Source organism: Actinophytocola sp. (genome assembly GCF_050699915.1).
Classification (GTDB): Bacteria; Actinomycetota; Actinomycetes; order Mycobacteriales; family Pseudonocardiaceae; genus Actinophytocola.
Map to the genome: position 1 here is coordinate 20,412 of NZ_JBOHGA010000001.1, position 14,595 is coordinate 35,006.

A 14,595-nucleotide genomic window follows, 5' to 3' on the forward strand; every position below is an offset into this window, starting at 1 on the left:
CCGTTTGCTAGCAACGCGAGCGATTAGTCCGTGGCTGAGCTCAGGCGGCGGTGGAGTTCGTAGATCATCACCGTCGCGGCATGTGTGTGGGCTGAGTACTGTCGGCGCATGCGGGTGACGGTGCTCGGTGGGGGTGGGGTCTGGCCGGAGGCGGGGCGGGCCTGCGGGGGCTTTCTGGTCGAGTACGACGGTTTTCGGTTGCTGGTCGATCCGGGGTTCGCCGTCGTGCCGGAGTTGTTGCGGTGGGTTGGGCCGGGCGAGGTCGACGCCGTCTTTGTCACGCACGGGCATCCGGACCACTGTGCCGACCTCAACCCGTTGCTGCGCGCCCGGGCGCTGTCCGGGAAGCCGGACGTCCCCTTGCCGGTGTACGCGCCGGCGGGCGCCGTCGACGCGGTGCTCGCGTTGGATCGCGTCGGGATGCTGGCCTTCGAGCTGTGTGAGCTTCGGGACCGGTTCGCGGTCGGGCCGTTCGCGTTGGAGACGCGGTTGCTGCCGCACTCGGTGACCAACGCAGGAGTTCGGCTCGAGGCCGGGGGTCGCGTGCTCGCCTACACCGGGGACTGCGGGCCCGATCCGGAGGTTGTCGCGCTCGCGCGAGGCGTCGACCTGTTCCTCGCCGAGGCCACATTCGTCGACCAGGTGCCCGCGGGGGCGAGCGGCGTCCTGTCCAGCGCGCGGCTCGCCGGCCGGCAGTGCGCCGACGCCGCGGCCGGACGGCTGGTGCTGACGCATCTGCACCCCGGCACGGATCCGGCCGCGTCGCGGGCCGTGGCGGGGGAGGAATACGGAGGTCCGGTCGAGGTGGCCACCGAATTGATCGGCAACGGACCGATCGATTTGTAGACCGTCGCAGCGAGGTCGCCTACACGCCCGCAGCGCCGAAGAGACCGAGTACGGCGCCGATCAGGACCGGTCCACATGAACTGACGATGCGAACCGGCAACCGGACGACCGCTCGATGGGACAAGATCACCGTTCCCCGGACCCCGCGCTCGTGGTGAGCGGAGGGCCGGCTACTGGTCACGGGTGGCCAGCAGCACGCCGCCGGCGACGAGCGCGGCGGCCGTCCATGCGGCGAGCACGGCGAGCCCGGCCCAGGGCCCGATCGGCAGCTGCTCGTAGTTCCGGGTGGCTTGGATCGCGAGACCGGCCGTCATCGGCGCGAGCCGCTCCAGCCGGTCGTGCCACAACGGGTCGCCCACCAGCCCGACGAGCACCGGCGCGACGTAGAGCAGCGACAGCACCGTGGTGACGGCCGCCGCGGTGCCGCGCACCAGCGTCGCCAGCCCGAGGGCGAGCAGGCCGACGAGAACCAGGTAGAGCACCGTGCCCGCGGCGGCGCGCAGCGTCGCCGCGTCGGCGAGCGAGAGCGGCGGGTAGCCGTTGGCGGCGCTGAACCCGTTGCGCGGCAGGATGAACCGGCCGGCGAGCAGCGCTCCGAGGACCCCGAGCGCGCCGGCCGCCGCCACGGTCGCGGCCAGCACCGCGGCCTTCGCGGCGAGGACCGCGTGCCGCCGGGGGGTCGCGGCCAGCGTGGCCCGGATGAGCCCGGTGCCGTACTCGCCGCCGATCATGCCGACGGCGAGCAGGACGACCGACACCTGACCCAACCACACGCCCCCGAGGCTGAGCTTCGTGGTGTCCTCGAAACACGCCGCGGGCGACGGACACCGTGAGGTGTCGACGGTCCACGTCACCGCCACGCTCGCGGCCACCGTGAACCCCGCGGTCGCTAGCGCCAGCCAGGCGTTGGCCCGCAGCGTGCGCAGCTTGGTCCACTCCGCGTGCAGCACGCGCCGCACCGGGTACCTCATGCGTCCCGCCGCAGTCGCCGATCGGCGAGCACGAGCACGACCGCCGTGTAGGCGCACAGCACGGCGAACCCAGCCCACGGGCCGATGGCCGTGTCATAGGTGCGGACCGTCTGCTGGATCTCGAACCCGGCCGCCGGGGTGACCCGCTCGAGCCACATCGCCGCCTCCACCGGCAGCCCGGTGGCGACGATCTGTGGCACGAGCAGCAGCAGGAGGACCACGGTGATCGAGGCGGCGCTGCGGCGCAGGATCGTGGCCACGCCCAGGCTGAACACCGCGATCACCGCGAGCAGCGCCGCCGTCCCCACCACGGCCCGCAGCACCGCTGTGTCCGACAGCGACCCGGGGTGTATCCCGTTCGAGCGCAGGATCGGCGCCGCCAGCAGGTACGCTCCGAAGCTCGCCACCAGCCCGGCGCCGAACGTGGCCGTGCCGAGCACGAACGCCTTGGCCGCCAGTACCCGGCCGCGCCGCGGGCTGGCCGCGAACGTCAGGTGGATCATGCCCCGCTTGTACTCGGACGTGACGAACAGGACCGCGAGGGTGACGATCGCCAGCAGCCCGATCAGGACGCCGCTGAGCGTCATCCGGGGCGTGTCAGGGCCGGATTGCTGCACCGGCCCGACGTCGCCGGACCCGGCCAGCGTGATCGTGCCGCCGGCGTCGGTGAACCGCGCGTGCTCCGTCGCGTACGACCGGTCGGTGTCCCGCCACGGCCCAGCGGCGGCCGGGTCCGCCCGAACGCCGTCGAACGTCGCCTCGCCGATCGTCGGCGCCTCGTCGACGTTCTCGCCGCCGAACTGGCGCTCGATTCGGATGGCGTTGGGCGAGGCGACGAACAGACCCAGCTCGGCGGAGCCGGTCAGCCCGTCGAGCCGGACCGAGCCGATCCGGGACCACTCGTCGCCGTCGGCGGACTCGTAGCCGGTGACCGTGGTGCCGTCGCGGTCGAGCCGCAGCCAGCGCGGCGCGTCGCTCGCGCTTCCGGCGAGGTCGACGGCGCCGTGCTCGGCCTGCAGCCTGACGCCGTGTCCCGGCGTGACGAGGACGGCCGCGTACGCCGCGCCTCGGTCCGCGTCGGTCGTGATCATGAGGCCCGCCTTGGCCGACTCGTGGCTCGCGGTCTGACTCGCAACGCGGGCGACCATGCTGCCGTCGCCGGCGAGCGTGCGGTGCACGAAGTGGCCGGCGTTCTCGACGGTCGGCGGCGCGACGGGCCCGCCCCCGCCTCCACCGGCCGACGTGGAGCCGGACGCGGCCGCGGAGAACACGGCGACGAGCACCGTCAGCACGACCGCCGCGGTCATCGTCGCCACCCAGCGCGGCACCGTGCGCAGCTTCGTCCACTCCGACAGCAGCAGCGCGGTCATCGCGACTCCCCGAACTCGACCGCGCCACGGGTCAGCTCCATGTATGCCTCCTCGAGCGAGGCCTGGTGCCCGCTGATCCCGAAGAACGACACGCCCCCGGCGGTGAGCAGCTCGACGACGCGGTCCGCCGGCAGCCCGGCCACGGTGACCGTGTCGCTGTCCGTGGCCGCGGCCGTGGCGCCCGCGTTCGCGAGCACCGTCATCGCGTCGCGCCGCCGCGTGGTGCGCAGCACGACCCGGTCCTCGGACGCCGCGGCGAGCAGGTCGGCCACGCTGCGATCGGCGAGCAGCCGCCCCCGGCCGATCACCACGAGGTGGTCCGCACTGTCCTCCAGCTCGCTCATCAGATGACTGGACACCAGCACCGCGCGGCCCTCGCCGGCGAGCGAGCGCAGGAGCCCGCGGATCCAGTGCACGCCCTCCGGGTCGAGGCCGTTGACCGGCTCGTCGAACAGCAGCACCGGCGGGTCCCCGATGAGCGCGGCGGCGATGCCGAGCCGCTGGCGCATGCCCAGGGAGAACCCGCCCGCCGGACGTCGGGCCACACCCGCCAGGCCGACCTGGTCGAGCACCTCGTCGACCCGCCCGACCGGCAGGCCACCCGCGTGGGCGAGCCACAACAGGTGGTTTCGCGCGCCGCGGGCCGGGTGCAGCGCGGCCGCGTCGAGCATCGCGCCGACCTCGCGCAGCGGGCTGCGCAGCTGGTGGTACGGCCTGCCGCCGACGAGCGCGCTGCCCGAGTCCGGCCGGTCCAGTCCGAGGATCACCCGCAGCGTCGTGGACTTGCCGGCGCCGTTCGGGCCGACGAACCCGGTGACCTGTCCGGGGTGGACGGTGAACGAGAGCCCGTCGACCGCCACGGTGTGCCCGTAGCGCTTGTGCAGCTCGCGCACCTCGATCGTTGCCTTCATGTCGGTAGACGCTACGAACGCGGGCTCGCGGAGTCGTCCCGCCGCGGAACCGTCTTCTCACCCGGCCGCGTCCCTCCCCAGGGGGACGCGCCGCGCCGGCCCGCGGGGGACGCCCAGGCGGCGCCGGTCCGGCCACAATGGGCCCGTGTGGCGATTGGAGTGGGCGGGGGCTGGGCTGGCGGCGGTGTCGGTCGTCGAGGCCGTGCTGCGGGCCGGGTCGCTGTTGCCGGTGGCGCTGCTGCTCGGCGTGTTCGCCACCGCGCCGCTGGCGTTCGCACGCGGCCACGCCCTCCCGGCGGCCGCGGTGATCACGCCCGCCGCGGCGTTGTCCATCGTGCTCTACCGCGGTCCGACCACCGGCCTGGTCGCGCTCGCGGCCGTGTGGCTGCTGATCGCCGGGCGGCGGCTGCGGCGGGCGCGGGCGGCGGCCACCGAGCGGACCGCGTCGGCCCGGGCTGTCGAGTCGACGCTGCTGGAGCTCACCGCGCGCGGCGAGCGGGCCCGCATCGCACGCGAGCTGCACGACGTGGTGGCCCACCACATCTCGATGATCTCCGTGCAGGCCGAGACCGCGCGGCTGGCGACGCCCGGGATGCCGGCCGAGGGCGCCCGCCGGCTCTCAGAGATCGGCGACACCGCACGCACGGCGCTCACCGAGATGCGCCGGCTGCTCGGCGTGCTGCGCGAGGACGCCGGTGCCGAGCCGACCCGGACGCCCCAGCCCGGGCTGGACCAGCTCCTCGGGCTGATCGACGAGATGCGGACGTCCGCGAGCGCCCGGCTGATCGTCAGCGGCCCGGTCACGTCGCTCGACCCGGGCGTGGAACTCGTCGCGTACCGGGTCGTCCAGGAGGCGCTGACCAACGCCCGCCGGCACGCCCCGGGCGCGGCGGTGGACGTGTCGATCGCCTACTCGCCGGACGATCTCCTGGTGAGCGTGCGCGACAACGGACCCGGTCCGGCGCCCGAACACGGCGGCGCCGGGCACGGGCTGCTCGGCATGCGCGAACGGGTGGCCACGGTCGGCGGCGTGCTGCGCACCGGTCCGGCGCCGGTCACCGGCTTCCTCGTCGAGGCCCGGCTCCCGGTGGCACGCCCATGAGCACCGTGCGCGTCGTCGTGGTCGACGACCAGGAGGTGGTCCGCGCCGGGTTCGCCGCGCTGCTGGCCACCCAGCCGGACCTGACCGTCACCGGCACCGCGGCCGACGGCGTCGAGGCGGTGTCCGTGTGCCGCGCGGAACGCCCGGACGTGGTGCTCATGGACGTCCGGATGCCGGGGATGGACGGGATCGAGGCCACCCGGCGGATCACCGCCGCGCAGGACCCGCCGCGGGTGCTGATGCTGACCACGTTCGACCTCGACGAGCACGTGTACGACGCGCTCGTGGCGGGCGCGAGCGGGTTCCTCCTCAAGGACGTCACCGCCGAGCGGCTGTTCGACGCGGTCCGGGTGGTCGCCGCCGGCGAGGCGTTGCTGGCGCCGACCGTCACGCGGCGGCTCATCGCACAGTTCGCCCGGCTGCGCCCGCGCCCGGCCGCGCCGGAGCTGGCCGCGCTGACCCCGCGGGAGACCGACGTACTGCGGCTGATCGCACAAGGCCTGTCCAACAGCGAGATCGCGGCCCGGCTGGTGGTGGGCGAGGAGACCGTGAAGACCCACGTGAGCCGGGTGCTGCGCAAGCTCGACCTACGCGACCGAGCGCAGGCCGTGGTGTGCGCCTACGAGTCCGGGCTCGTCGTCCCGCGCACCGGCTGAAGGACCGAAGACCCGATCACCCCGGCTAGACGGCCGTCGGGGCTCCCGACGTGTCCGGGCCGTCGGCGTCGCACGGCAGGCGGCTGGGCGTTGCGCCGGCCGGTTTGCTGCGTAACCTTCACCGCGCTTGTCGACATGGATGCGTTGATCCGGGCCGGACGGGCGCATCGCCGATCGACATCCGGCCCAAGGTAGCGGCGTCGGCTCGCCTACCAAGGCTCGGAGATGTGTCGTACTCGCAAGAGTATTCCGGCTGAGCAGCGGCGAGTTCTACCTGGCCGCCGAGGCGCGGCACCACGCAAACTGAGAACCCCGCTGTGCCTGAGCTACCACCCACGCAGCCCGCTCACCAAGGAGGAGATCATCACCCGCTCCGTAGCGGGGAGCTGATCAAGACGCCGGAGAAGGGCCCCTCGGTCAGAGATTGGGCTCCCAATCGCTCGTTTCGTCACCGTCGAGTACCGAGGCGTCGCTGATGTCGGCGGCGGCCACCGGCCAAGTGCCATCTTGGTGGAACTTTGTAACAAGCCCCTCCAACTTGGCCTTGTGGCCGTCCAAGGCGCCGTGGATCATGGAATACGCAGTGAACGTCGTACCAAAGAATGCGGCGACTCCTCCGATGGCCGTCACGATCGCGGCCTCGGCCGTGACGATTCCGAGTACCTCGAGGGCACACACCACCAGCGCTGCTGCCAACAGGAGGACGGCACCCGCGATCGCGACCCAGAAGTTCCTCACCGCGTCGGCGATGTCGTTCAGCGTGGTGTTCAGCTTGCCGAGTTCCTCTCGGAAGTCCGAGAGCGCCTTGGTCTGCTGGTCGATGACAGACCGGTACGCCAGTTGTGCGGGGCCTTTCCATTTGTTGTTGCTCGGCATCGACGCGAACCCGAGGTCGTTGGCGTAGTTGCCCGCCACCGCCTCGACCTGTTTGTTCCACACCTCGGCCGCGTGGCGCAGCGCGGCGGGTGAGCCACGTTCGACCAGTTCGGTGAGGAGCCAGCCGTCCGCCTTGTGGTATTCGCCGCCGAGCTTCTGCGTTGCCTTCTTGACCTGGTCGGCGACGGAGTCGGGGAGGAACTTGACGGCCCAGTTGACGTGGTTGACGATGGCGTCCCAGGTCTTGTCCATCTTCTTGCGGGCGGATTCGATCGACGAGATGGCCTCGTCGAACGCGCCGTCGATGCCGCCCATCAGAGTCGATCCTCGAGTCGGCGCATGGCGTGCTCGCCCGCCTGGTCTTCCCTCAGGTAGGTCTCTGCGACGAGGGTCAGCGTGTCGGCGATCTTGGCGAACTCGGTCGCCGCGCCCGAAGCCAGGGTCGTGAAGGTCTGCTGGAGCGGCGCATATGCGGACACGACCCCACGCTCATCGGCGATCTTGCCGAACTGTTCCGCACCCATCGCCAGACCGCCGGCCGCGTCAGCCGCCTTGCTCATCCCGTCGGCGGCCGCCCGCCATTTGTCCGCGTCCTCCACCAGTTTGGAACACACGACCTCGACCGTGTCCATGTGACGATGCCTCCGCCTTTCAGCTCAGGTCGCGCGGGCCGTGCGCGATCCGGTCGACCAGTTCTTGGAGCCGCACCAGTGAGGCAGGCTTCTGGAATGTGGAGATGTCCGTGTCGCCGAGCTGCCGCCTGGCCGCACGAAAGGCACCGAGGGCCTCGGACCGGATCTCGGTGTAGCGGACGTGGGAGGCCCACCGCGGATCGGCGGTCACCTCGGCCACCCGCCCCCGCGCCAGACTGACCGTCACCTTGTTGTTCGGCCCAGCCGCGGTGGCGGTCGCGGTGAGCACGGATTCGGCCTGGGCCTGGAAGGTTTCGAGATCGCGGCCGGCCCGGTTCAGCAAGTCGGCCATCTCGTTCAGCGTCGACTCGTCCATGGCCGGTATCGCCGGGGGAGCGGTGGGCATCTCGATGACGACGGAGTCGAGATCCAGGTGCTCGGCCAGGCCGGCGACGAGTGCGCGGATCGCGTTGTCGGCGGCGGTGAGCAGGGCGTGTCCCAGCTCCGGCGGCGTGATGAAGTCCCGCCAGTTCCTCGCGACCGTGACATCGGCAACCAGGCCCGCGCGGTCCACCGCCACCGTGATGGTTCCGCTGTCGTCTGCTCCGTTGAACGCGCCAGGCCCCGGTTCAGGAGCGTGGTTCCCGGTCCCATCTGACGCGTCGCGCTTCGACGCCGGCCTCCGGGCGGGCGGGTCCTCGTCCTCGTCCTCGGGATCGGCGAAGCCACGACGCCAGCCGTCGGCCGTCGGGTTCGCACGGCCGGAGGAGTGGGGACTGGTTGCGGACATCGTTGGGTTCCGCCTCTCGAGCGGGTTCGGATGAAGCGGCGGGTCCCCCTGGTCACCCTTGGCCCGCCGCGGGTGTCACCATGCACGGCCGGTCGTGTTGGTTGCTTGCCAACTTTCTGCATTACCCTGGTCGCCGCGCTGTTCTGGGTGCGGCGCGGTCGTGGTGGGAGGGGCGGACGATGCTGAGGATCGCCCTGTTGGGTGAGGTGACCGCGGAGGTCGACGGGCGGTCGGTGGATCTGGGTCCTGCCCGGCAGCGGTGTGTGCTGGCTGCGTTGGCGGTGGATGCCGGCCGGCTGGTGCCCGCGGACCGGTTGGTGGAGCGGGTCTGGGGGACCGACACGCCACGGCGGGGTCGGGCGACGTTGCACAGCCACATCTCCCGGCTGCGCGGGGCATTCTCCGGTGCGGTGGCGATCGTGCACCGGTCCGGCGGCTACCTGTTGGTGTTGGATCGGCCGGACCAGGTGGATCTGCTCCGGTTCCGCGCTCTGTGTGCCGAGGCCCGGGGCGAGGGGCCGCGCGCGGTGGCGTTGCTGACCGAGGCGTTGGCGTTGTGGCAAGGGGACCCGCTGACCGGCCTGCGTGGCGAATGGGTGGACGGCGAGCGCGAGCGGTGGCTGCGGGAACGGCTGGCCGCCGAGCACCAACTGGTCGACGCGCGGCTGCTGGCCGGTCAGGGTGAAGAGCTCGTGGCGCAGCTGGCGGTGCGCAGCACCCAGGATCCGTTCGACGAGCGGGTGGCCGGCCAGTACATGCTTGCGCTGCACCGCGCCGGTCGTTCGGCGGACGCGCTGGACTACTACCGGCAGCTGCGGGAACGGTTGGTCGAGGAGCTGGGCACCGACCCCGGCAGCGCATTGCAGGACCTACACAGGCAGATCCTGGCCGCCGACCCCCAACTGCTCGTGGCTCCCAGGACCGCCGCGACCGCGTCCATCGTGGTTCCCAGGCAGCTGCTTGCAGTGCCCGCGCCGTTCGTGGGTCGCCGCGACGAGCTGGATCGGCTCGACGCGACCCTGTCCACCGGTCCGGGCGGCGGGACGGCGCTGATCTCGTCGATCGGTGGGGCCGGTGGAATCGGCAAGACCTGGCTCGCCTTGACCTGGGGGCACCGGAACCTGGCCCGGTTCGCCGACGGGCAGTTGTTCGTGGACCTCCGCGGCTTCAGTCCGACCGAGCAGCCCGCGCACCCGGTCGACGTGCTCGGCGGGTTCCTTGCCGCGTTGGGCATCGACCGTGACCGCCAGCCCGCCGACCTCGACGGCCGCGCCGAGCTGTACCGGAGCCTGGTCGCCGACAAGCGGATGCTCGTCGTGCTGGACAACGCCACCGGCACCGACCAGGTCACCCCGCTCCTGCCCGGCGGCCACCACTGCACCGTGCTCGTCACCAGCCGCAACCAGCTGCGCGGGCTCATCGCCCGCCACGGCGCGCGCCCGGTCCCGCTGGACGTGCTGACCGACACCGATGCGCACACCCTGCTGGTCGACGCCCTGGGTCCGGACCGCACCGCGGCCGACGAGGGAGCGATCGCGGAGCTGATCGAGCTGTGCGGCGGGTTTCCGTTGGCACTGGGGCTGATCGCCGCCCGCGCCGCCGCCGACCCGCACCTGCCACTGCGGGACATCGTCGCCGAGCTCCGCACCCTCGGCCTGAACGCCCTGGACTCCGACGACCCCACCGCGAGCCTGCCCACCGTGCTGTCCTGGTCTCTGCGCCACCTCACCGACCAGCAACGCGAGGTGTTCGCACTGCTGGGCATCGCCCCCGGACCTGACATCGGCCCGCCTGCCGCGGCAAGCGTCGCCGACCTGCCCGAACGTGAGACGCACGCGGTGTTGGCCGTCCTGGCCGACGCCTCCCTCATCGACCGCACCCCGGGCGGCCGGTACGGCATGCACGACCTCCTGCGCGCCTACGCCACCACCCGCGCCGACGAGCTCTCCAACGAGGTGCGGGAGGCGGCGCTGGAGCGGGTCCTCGACTACCACGCCCAGACCGCCTACGCCGCCGACCGGATCCTGAACCCCCACCGCAGCGTCGCCGAGCTCGACCCGCCCAAGGCCGGCGCCCATCAACCGCCCGATGCCCAGGCGGCGTGGGCGTGGTTCGACGCCGAGTACGCCTGCCTGCTGGCCGCCCAGCACCTTGCCGCTGACTTCTCCTGGCACGTCACCGTCTGGTGGCTGGCCTGGGCCATGGACACCTACGTCTTCCGGCGCGGGCATCGTAGCGACCGGCTGGACGCGTGGCTGGCCGCCGCCGATGCCGCCACCCACGTGCCCAACCCCATTGCCCGCATCACCGCTCACCGGGCCCTCGGCCGCTGCTACGCCGACCTGGTCCGGCACGAGGACGCCATCGATCACCTGCAGCAGGCGCTTGCCCTCGCCGAAGACCACCGCGACCCGATCCAGCAAGCCCATACCCACCACGCGCTCGCGCGGGCGTGGGAGCTGCGCGGGGACGACCGGCAGGCGCTGGGCCACGCCCGCAGCGCGCTGGACATCCACCGCAGCCTCGACCAGCCGGTGTGGGAGGCCGACGCGCTCAACGGGGTCGGCTGGTACGCCGCCCGCCTGGGCGACTACGACTCCGCCCGCGACCACTGCCGGGCCGCGCTCACCCTGCACCGGGACCACGACAACCCCGACGGCGAGGCGAACACATTGGACAGCCTCGGCTTCATCGACCACGAGAGCGGCAACCACCGCCAGGCCATCGACCACTACGACCAGGCCCTCACCGTGTACCGCGACCTCGGCAACGCGTTCCAGGTCGCCGACACCCTCGATCGCATCGGCCATCCGCACGCCGCCATCGGCCAGACCGAGCAGGCCCGTACCGCGTGGTGGGCAGCCGTGAAGCTGTACCACGAACAAGGTCGCCACGACGACGCCACTCGTGTGCAACGACAACTCGAAACCGTCGCGGCGGGTCGCAAGTAGTCCCTGGGGAGCCTGTGGGCGAGTCCGCGGCGCATCTGGGCACGGCGAGCCCACGCCCGGCAAGGCAAACGCGTCCAGCATCTTGACCAGGCGTGATCGAACCGGTCATCGATTCCGCTTCGGACCGACACTCGCTCGCCGCGGCCGACATTTGGCATCGGTCGCCGGCGGCGTCAGCAGGGATACCGCAGGTGGCTCAGCGCGTCGTGGTCAGAGCATCCAGGTTCGGCGGGGAGATTTGTACCTGTCGCAGCTCGTCGCCGGTGAGGTCTTTCAGGCCGCTGCCGGTCGCCAGTGCCACCACGCGACGGGCGTTGCCCAGTACGCGACGGGCGGCGACCACGGATACAGCCGACGACGATTCGAGGTGGAACCCGGTCGTTGCGGGCAGCGTGGTGCGCTCTGTCATGTAGTCATCGACATCCACTGCGATCGCCTCGCCGTTCGTGCGCCACAACGCGTTGAGTCCCTGCCAGGTGGGGTTCGTGCTGCCGATGGAGAACGCGGGCGAACCGGTGTCCTCGACCGTGACCCTCTCCTGCGCGGCGCGGTCGGCGTGGCTCAGTGCGGCCGTGAACGGTGCTCCGGTCGCCGTCTCCGCGGCGACCATTCTCGGTACCCGGTCGACCAGGCCCGCGGCGAGCAGCTCACGGTAACCGCGTTCGATGCCGGCGAGCACGTCGGCGCCACTGGTGGGAACGACCACGGCGTCCACATCGGACCCGAGATCGCGGGCCAGCTCGTAGGCGATGCTCTTGTAGCCCTCGTTGGCATAGGGATTGTCGCCCGAGCACGGCAGCTCGTAGTTGGTCAACGGATACCAACCCAGCTCGCGGACGGCCTCGGTCATCATCCTGTTGCGGGTCGTCCGGTCGGGATAGGCCGCGAGAGTAGCTCCCAGTGCCGTGATCTGAGCCGCGACCACTCTCGGAATCGTCGCCATCGTCAGCACCACGCATCGCAGGCCGGCTCGTGCCGCATACGCGGCCGCGCTGGCGCCCGCGTTGCCTGTCGATGCAGCGACCACGGTCGACGCACCGGCCTCGACAGCTGCGGCGACGCCGACCGACATCGCGCGGTCCTTGTGGGTCCCGGTGGGGTTACGCGTCTCATCCTTGATCCACAGGATGCGGTCGTCCTCGTTCACGAGCTCGATGCACGGGGTGTCGCCTTCGGCCATCGAGCCGCGCTCGGGCACCGGCATCGCCTGCGGAATTCCCCAGGGTCCACCCGGATATCCGCGCAGGTCGACACCACCCAGGTCGGCGGGCGGTGGTACCAGGTTGACCGGCACTCCCTCCGCGCGGCAGCGCGGACAGCCGGCGTAGCCGTCGCCGGCGCGGCGACAGCGGGGACAGGACAGCGGCGGCAAGGATGGTTTCGACATCGACAGGTTCGCCTCTCAGTCGAGAAGTCGCGGGATGCCAGGGGCCTGGGTGTTGAGCCGCAGAGTCCCTCCTCGATCGTCGGACCCGAGGACCAGGTGTCCATCCAGATCGGTCCAGTCGGCGAGTCCGGCGAGTTGTGCGGCGAACGCGATCGCCCGTGGTGGCTCGATGAAGCAGCCGAGCATCGCACGCTTTCCCGTCGCACGGAGAAATTCCAACGCGCGCCTGGACTCCATCAGGCCACCAAGTCTGGCGACCTTGATGTTCGCGCCGTCGGCATCGCGGGCCGCCCGCTCGACCGCGTCGAGGTCGGCGACTTCCTCGTCGAGCAGGACCGGAGTGTCCGGCAGCGCTGCCCGGACCTCGCGGAGCAGTTCCGGATCCGCGACCGGGTCCTCGACCGCGGTCGGGCGGGCGGCCCGGAGCGGTTCGCGCACCGTCTGCCACGAGGCGCGGTCCCAGCCGCGGTTGACGTCCACGATGACCTCGGTGCCGGGGTCGAGGCTCCGCAGCCGTCTCAGGAACTCCGCGTCCCGCGGCCCTCCCAGCTTGACCTTCAACCGACTGCCGCCATCCGGCACCGGGTCGCCGAGCGAGACCGTTCGCCACAACCGGATCGGCGTCGGCGGAGGCAGCGCCAGCAGCTCCCACAGCGGTCGACGGGCCCGCATGGCCAGCAGATCCAAACAGGACATCTCCACGAGCATGAGTGCCACGGGTGGGCAACCGTCCGCGCGTGCGACGGCCAGCTCGACAGCCAGGTCCTGCGGCGAGGCAGGCCCACCTGATTCGGCCAGCCGTCCCGCCAGCCGTCGTGCCTGGGCGACTACCTCTTCGGGGTCCTCGTGGGCGAGACCGGGTCCCGCCGTGACCTCGCCGAGGCCGCTGTGGTCCCCGTCCCGGACGAGCAACCGGACGACGCTCGCGGTGCGAATGGTGGTGTGGGACACCCGGAAGGGTTGCGCGAGGGTCTGTTCGTCAACGCTGAACGCGAATCGCATCCGTGCCCCTCTCGGCATCGGCCTCGCGTTGCTCGCATCCGTCGTTCTTGGGTCGGAGCCATCGTTCGGACAGCACACCGACGGTGACTCCGGCGAGGATCGCGACGAACAGGCCGCCCTGGAACGGTATCGGAGTGAGGACCAGGGCGACCAGGCCGGCGGTCACGCCGACGATGATCGAGCGCGGGTTGTCCATCGACGGCGCGGCGAGGGCGACGAGCGTGGCGTAGATCGCGAAGTCCAGGCCGAGTCCGTCGAAATCCTTGAGTACATCGCCGAACGCGAACCCGACGTAGGTGCTGGCGAACCAGGCCACGAACAGCGTTGCGGAGGTTGCGAGCATGTACCAGTGCTTGTCGGTGCTGCCGTCCCGCGCGCTGTATCGTCGCTCGGCCAGCGCGTAGATCTGGTCGGTCATCCCGTAGGAGAGCAGCACCCGCCACCACACCGGGAGCTGGCGGACGTACGGGGTGAGCGCCGCGCTGTAGAAGACGTGCCGGGAGTTCACGATGACGCTCGCGAGGGCGATCAGCGGCAGCGGCGTCGCGGCGGCGATCATGTTGAGGCCGATGAGTTGGATCGTGCCGGAGTAGACGATCAGCGACATCAGGAGTGTGTTGGTGGCGCTGAAGTCCGCCTGTGCGGCAAGAGCGCCGAACAACACTCCGAACGGCACGGCGCCGATGACGATCGGCACCACGTCCCGTGTGCCCGCGCCGAACTCGGCCATCCTGGTTCGTTGCCGGCAGACGTGCTCGCTCATTGGGCGAACACCACCTTCGCCACCGCGAACGCCAGGACGCTCGAGCCGAACACGAGGAAGAAGTTGTCCTTCTTGACCGCGCCGACAGCGAAGCCGGCGACGACGCCGATCAGGTACGGACCGTAGATCGGGTCCCTCAGTGGGCCTTCGTCGGTCAGGAAGACGCCCGGGACGAGCATCGCCAGCAGAACGGCGGGCAGCACGTACGGCAGGGATCGCTCGACCAGCTTGGGCATGGTCCAGTCACGGGGGATGGCGAAGAAGGAGAACCGCATGACGAAGACGATCACGCCCATGAGGAGGATCGTGAGCAGAACCATGACATCCTCTCGCTCTCG

At 71.3% G+C, this 14,595-nt stretch carries 14 protein-coding genes; 4 read left to right on the top strand and 10 right to left on the bottom strand.

All coding sequences use genetic code 11. The features are described from left to right. Positions 1-108: 108 nt before the first annotated feature. Positions 109-846 (top strand): MBL fold metallo-hydrolase, encoded by a 738-nt coding sequence (locus tag ACRDSK_RS00100; RefSeq protein WP_431437724.1) that lies wholly within the window; start codon positions 109-111, stop codon positions 844-846. Between the two features lie 170 nt (positions 847-1,016). Here ACRDSK_RS00100 and ACRDSK_RS00105 read toward each other — a convergent pair whose 3' ends face one another. From ACRDSK_RS00105 to ACRDSK_RS00115, 3 genes are read right to left on the bottom strand one after another with little or no spacing between them, the layout of a single operon-like run. Beyond that, a complete protein-coding gene (locus tag ACRDSK_RS00105) occupies positions 1,017-1,817 on the bottom strand; it encodes an ABC transporter permease (RefSeq protein ID WP_431437725.1) in 801 nt (266 codons plus the stop codon). Further along, positions 1,814-3,187, bottom strand: a complete 1,374-nt coding sequence (locus tag ACRDSK_RS00110) for an ABC transporter permease subunit (protein WP_431437726.1) — start codon at positions 3,185-3,187, stop codon at positions 1,814-1,816. The genes ACRDSK_RS00105 and ACRDSK_RS00110 overlap by 4 nt, the downstream gene beginning before the upstream one ends. Next, positions 3,184-4,098, bottom strand: a complete 915-nt coding sequence (locus tag ACRDSK_RS00115) for an ABC transporter ATP-binding protein (protein ID WP_431437727.1) — start codon at positions 4,096-4,098, stop codon at positions 3,184-3,186. The genes ACRDSK_RS00110 and ACRDSK_RS00115 overlap by 4 nt, the downstream gene beginning before the upstream one ends. A gap of 145 nt (positions 4,099-4,243) precedes the next feature. Here ACRDSK_RS00115 and ACRDSK_RS00120 point away from each other — a divergent pair, with 145 nt between their 5' ends. Together ACRDSK_RS00120 and ACRDSK_RS00125 are read left to right on the top strand one after the other, a co-directional pair. Beyond that, positions 4,244-5,200, top strand: coding sequence for a sensor histidine kinase (locus tag ACRDSK_RS00120; protein ID WP_431437728.1), 957 nt, complete (start codon positions 4,244-4,246; stop codon positions 5,198-5,200). Next, positions 5,197-5,856: a response regulator gene (locus tag ACRDSK_RS00125; RefSeq protein WP_431437729.1), complete on the top strand. Its 660-nt coding sequence runs from the start codon at positions 5,197-5,199 to the stop codon at positions 5,854-5,856. Before ACRDSK_RS00120 ends, ACRDSK_RS00125 begins: the two co-directional genes overlap by 4 nt. 417 nt (positions 5,857-6,273) lie before the next feature. Here ACRDSK_RS00125 and ACRDSK_RS00130 read toward each other — a convergent pair whose 3' ends face one another. Genes ACRDSK_RS00130 through ACRDSK_RS00140 form a run of 3 tightly spaced genes read right to left on the bottom strand, consistent with a single transcriptional unit; the run spans position 6,274 to position 7,944 of the window. Further along, the gene (locus ACRDSK_RS00130) at positions 6,274-7,047 is read right to left on the bottom strand and encodes a WXG100 family type VII secretion target (RefSeq protein WP_431437730.1); all 774 of its coding nucleotides are present in this window, start codon (positions 7,045-7,047) and stop codon (positions 6,274-6,276) included. Beyond that, positions 7,047-7,364, bottom strand: a complete 318-nt coding sequence (locus ACRDSK_RS00135) for a hypothetical protein (protein WP_431437731.1) — start codon at positions 7,362-7,364, stop codon at positions 7,047-7,049. The genes ACRDSK_RS00130 and ACRDSK_RS00135 overlap by 1 nt, the downstream gene beginning before the upstream one ends. Positions 7,365-7,383: 19 nt before the next feature. Then, complete coding sequence (locus tag ACRDSK_RS00140; RefSeq protein WP_431437732.1) at positions 7,384-7,944, bottom strand: hypothetical protein; 561 nt, start codon at positions 7,942-7,944, stop codon at positions 7,384-7,386. Positions 7,945-8,333: 389 nt separating this feature from the next. Between ACRDSK_RS00140 and ACRDSK_RS00145 the strand changes: the two genes are divergently transcribed. Next, positions 8,334-11,105: a BTAD domain-containing putative transcriptional regulator gene (locus tag ACRDSK_RS00145; RefSeq protein ID WP_431437733.1), complete on the top strand. Its 2,772-nt coding sequence runs from the start codon at positions 8,334-8,336 to the stop codon at positions 11,103-11,105. Between the two features lie 196 nt (positions 11,106-11,301). Here the strand turns inward: ACRDSK_RS00145 and ACRDSK_RS00150 are convergent, their stop codons facing one another. From ACRDSK_RS00150 to ACRDSK_RS00165, 4 genes are all read right to left on the bottom strand, one after another. Continuing rightward, the gene (locus ACRDSK_RS00150; RefSeq protein ID WP_431437734.1) at positions 11,302-12,309 is read right to left on the bottom strand and encodes a pyridoxal-phosphate dependent enzyme; all 1,008 of its coding nucleotides are present in this window, start codon (positions 12,307-12,309) and stop codon (positions 11,302-11,304) included. A gap of 198 nt (positions 12,310-12,507) precedes the next feature. Beyond that, positions 12,508-13,494: an enolase C-terminal domain-like protein gene (locus tag ACRDSK_RS00155; protein WP_431437735.1), complete on the bottom strand. Its 987-nt coding sequence runs from the start codon at positions 13,492-13,494 to the stop codon at positions 12,508-12,510. Continuing rightward, positions 13,472-14,257, bottom strand: coding sequence for an AzlC family ABC transporter permease (locus ACRDSK_RS00160; RefSeq protein ID WP_431437736.1), 786 nt, complete (start codon positions 14,255-14,257; stop codon positions 13,472-13,474). The genes ACRDSK_RS00155 and ACRDSK_RS00160 overlap by 23 nt, the downstream gene beginning before the upstream one ends. After that, on the bottom strand, positions 14,254-14,577 hold the full coding sequence (locus ACRDSK_RS00165) for an AzlD domain-containing protein (RefSeq protein ID WP_431437737.1): 324 nt from the start codon (positions 14,575-14,577) through the stop codon (positions 14,254-14,256). The genes ACRDSK_RS00160 and ACRDSK_RS00165 overlap by 4 nt, the downstream gene beginning before the upstream one ends. Positions 14,578-14,595 lie beyond the last annotated feature (18 nt).

What these genes read in the sequence shown, in the direction of transcription:
- ACRDSK_RS00100 (WP_431437724.1), top strand. Translation starts at nt 109, where the DNA reads ATGCGGGTGACGGTGCTCGGTGGGGGTGGGGTCTGGCCGGAGGCGGGG.
- ACRDSK_RS00105 (WP_431437725.1), bottom strand. Translation starts at nt 1,817, where the DNA reads ATGAGGTACCCGGTGCGGCGCGTGCTGCACGCGGAGTGGACCAAGCTG.
- ACRDSK_RS00110 (WP_431437726.1), bottom strand. Translation starts at nt 3,187, where the DNA reads ATGACCGCGCTGCTGCTGTCGGAGTGGACGAAGCTGCGCACGGTGCCG.
- ACRDSK_RS00115 (WP_431437727.1), bottom strand. Translation starts at nt 4,098, where the DNA reads ATGAAGGCAACGATCGAGGTGCGCGAGCTGCACAAGCGCTACGGGCAC.
- ACRDSK_RS00125 (WP_431437729.1), top strand. Translation starts at nt 5,197, where the DNA reads ATGAGCACCGTGCGCGTCGTCGTGGTCGACGACCAGGAGGTGGTCCGC.
- ACRDSK_RS00130 (WP_431437730.1), bottom strand. Translation starts at nt 7,047, where the DNA reads ATGGGCGGCATCGACGGCGCGTTCGACGAGGCCATCTCGTCGATCGAA.
- ACRDSK_RS00135 (WP_431437731.1), bottom strand. Translation starts at nt 7,364, where the DNA reads ATGGACACGGTCGAGGTCGTGTGTTCCAAACTGGTGGAGGACGCGGAC.
- ACRDSK_RS00145 (WP_431437733.1), top strand. Translation starts at nt 8,334, where the DNA reads ATGCTGAGGATCGCCCTGTTGGGTGAGGTGACCGCGGAGGTCGACGGG.
- ACRDSK_RS00150 (WP_431437734.1), bottom strand. Translation starts at nt 12,309, where the DNA reads ATGCCGGTGCCCGAGCGCGGCTCGATGGCCGAAGGCGACACCCCGTGC.
- ACRDSK_RS00155 (WP_431437735.1), bottom strand. Translation starts at nt 13,494, where the DNA reads ATGCGATTCGCGTTCAGCGTTGACGAACAGACCCTCGCGCAACCCTTC.
- ACRDSK_RS00160 (WP_431437736.1), bottom strand. Translation starts at nt 14,257, where the DNA reads ATGAGCGAGCACGTCTGCCGGCAACGAACCAGGATGGCCGAGTTCGGC.
- ACRDSK_RS00165 (WP_431437737.1), bottom strand. Translation starts at nt 14,577, where the DNA reads ATGGTTCTGCTCACGATCCTCCTCATGGGCGTGATCGTCTTCGTCATG.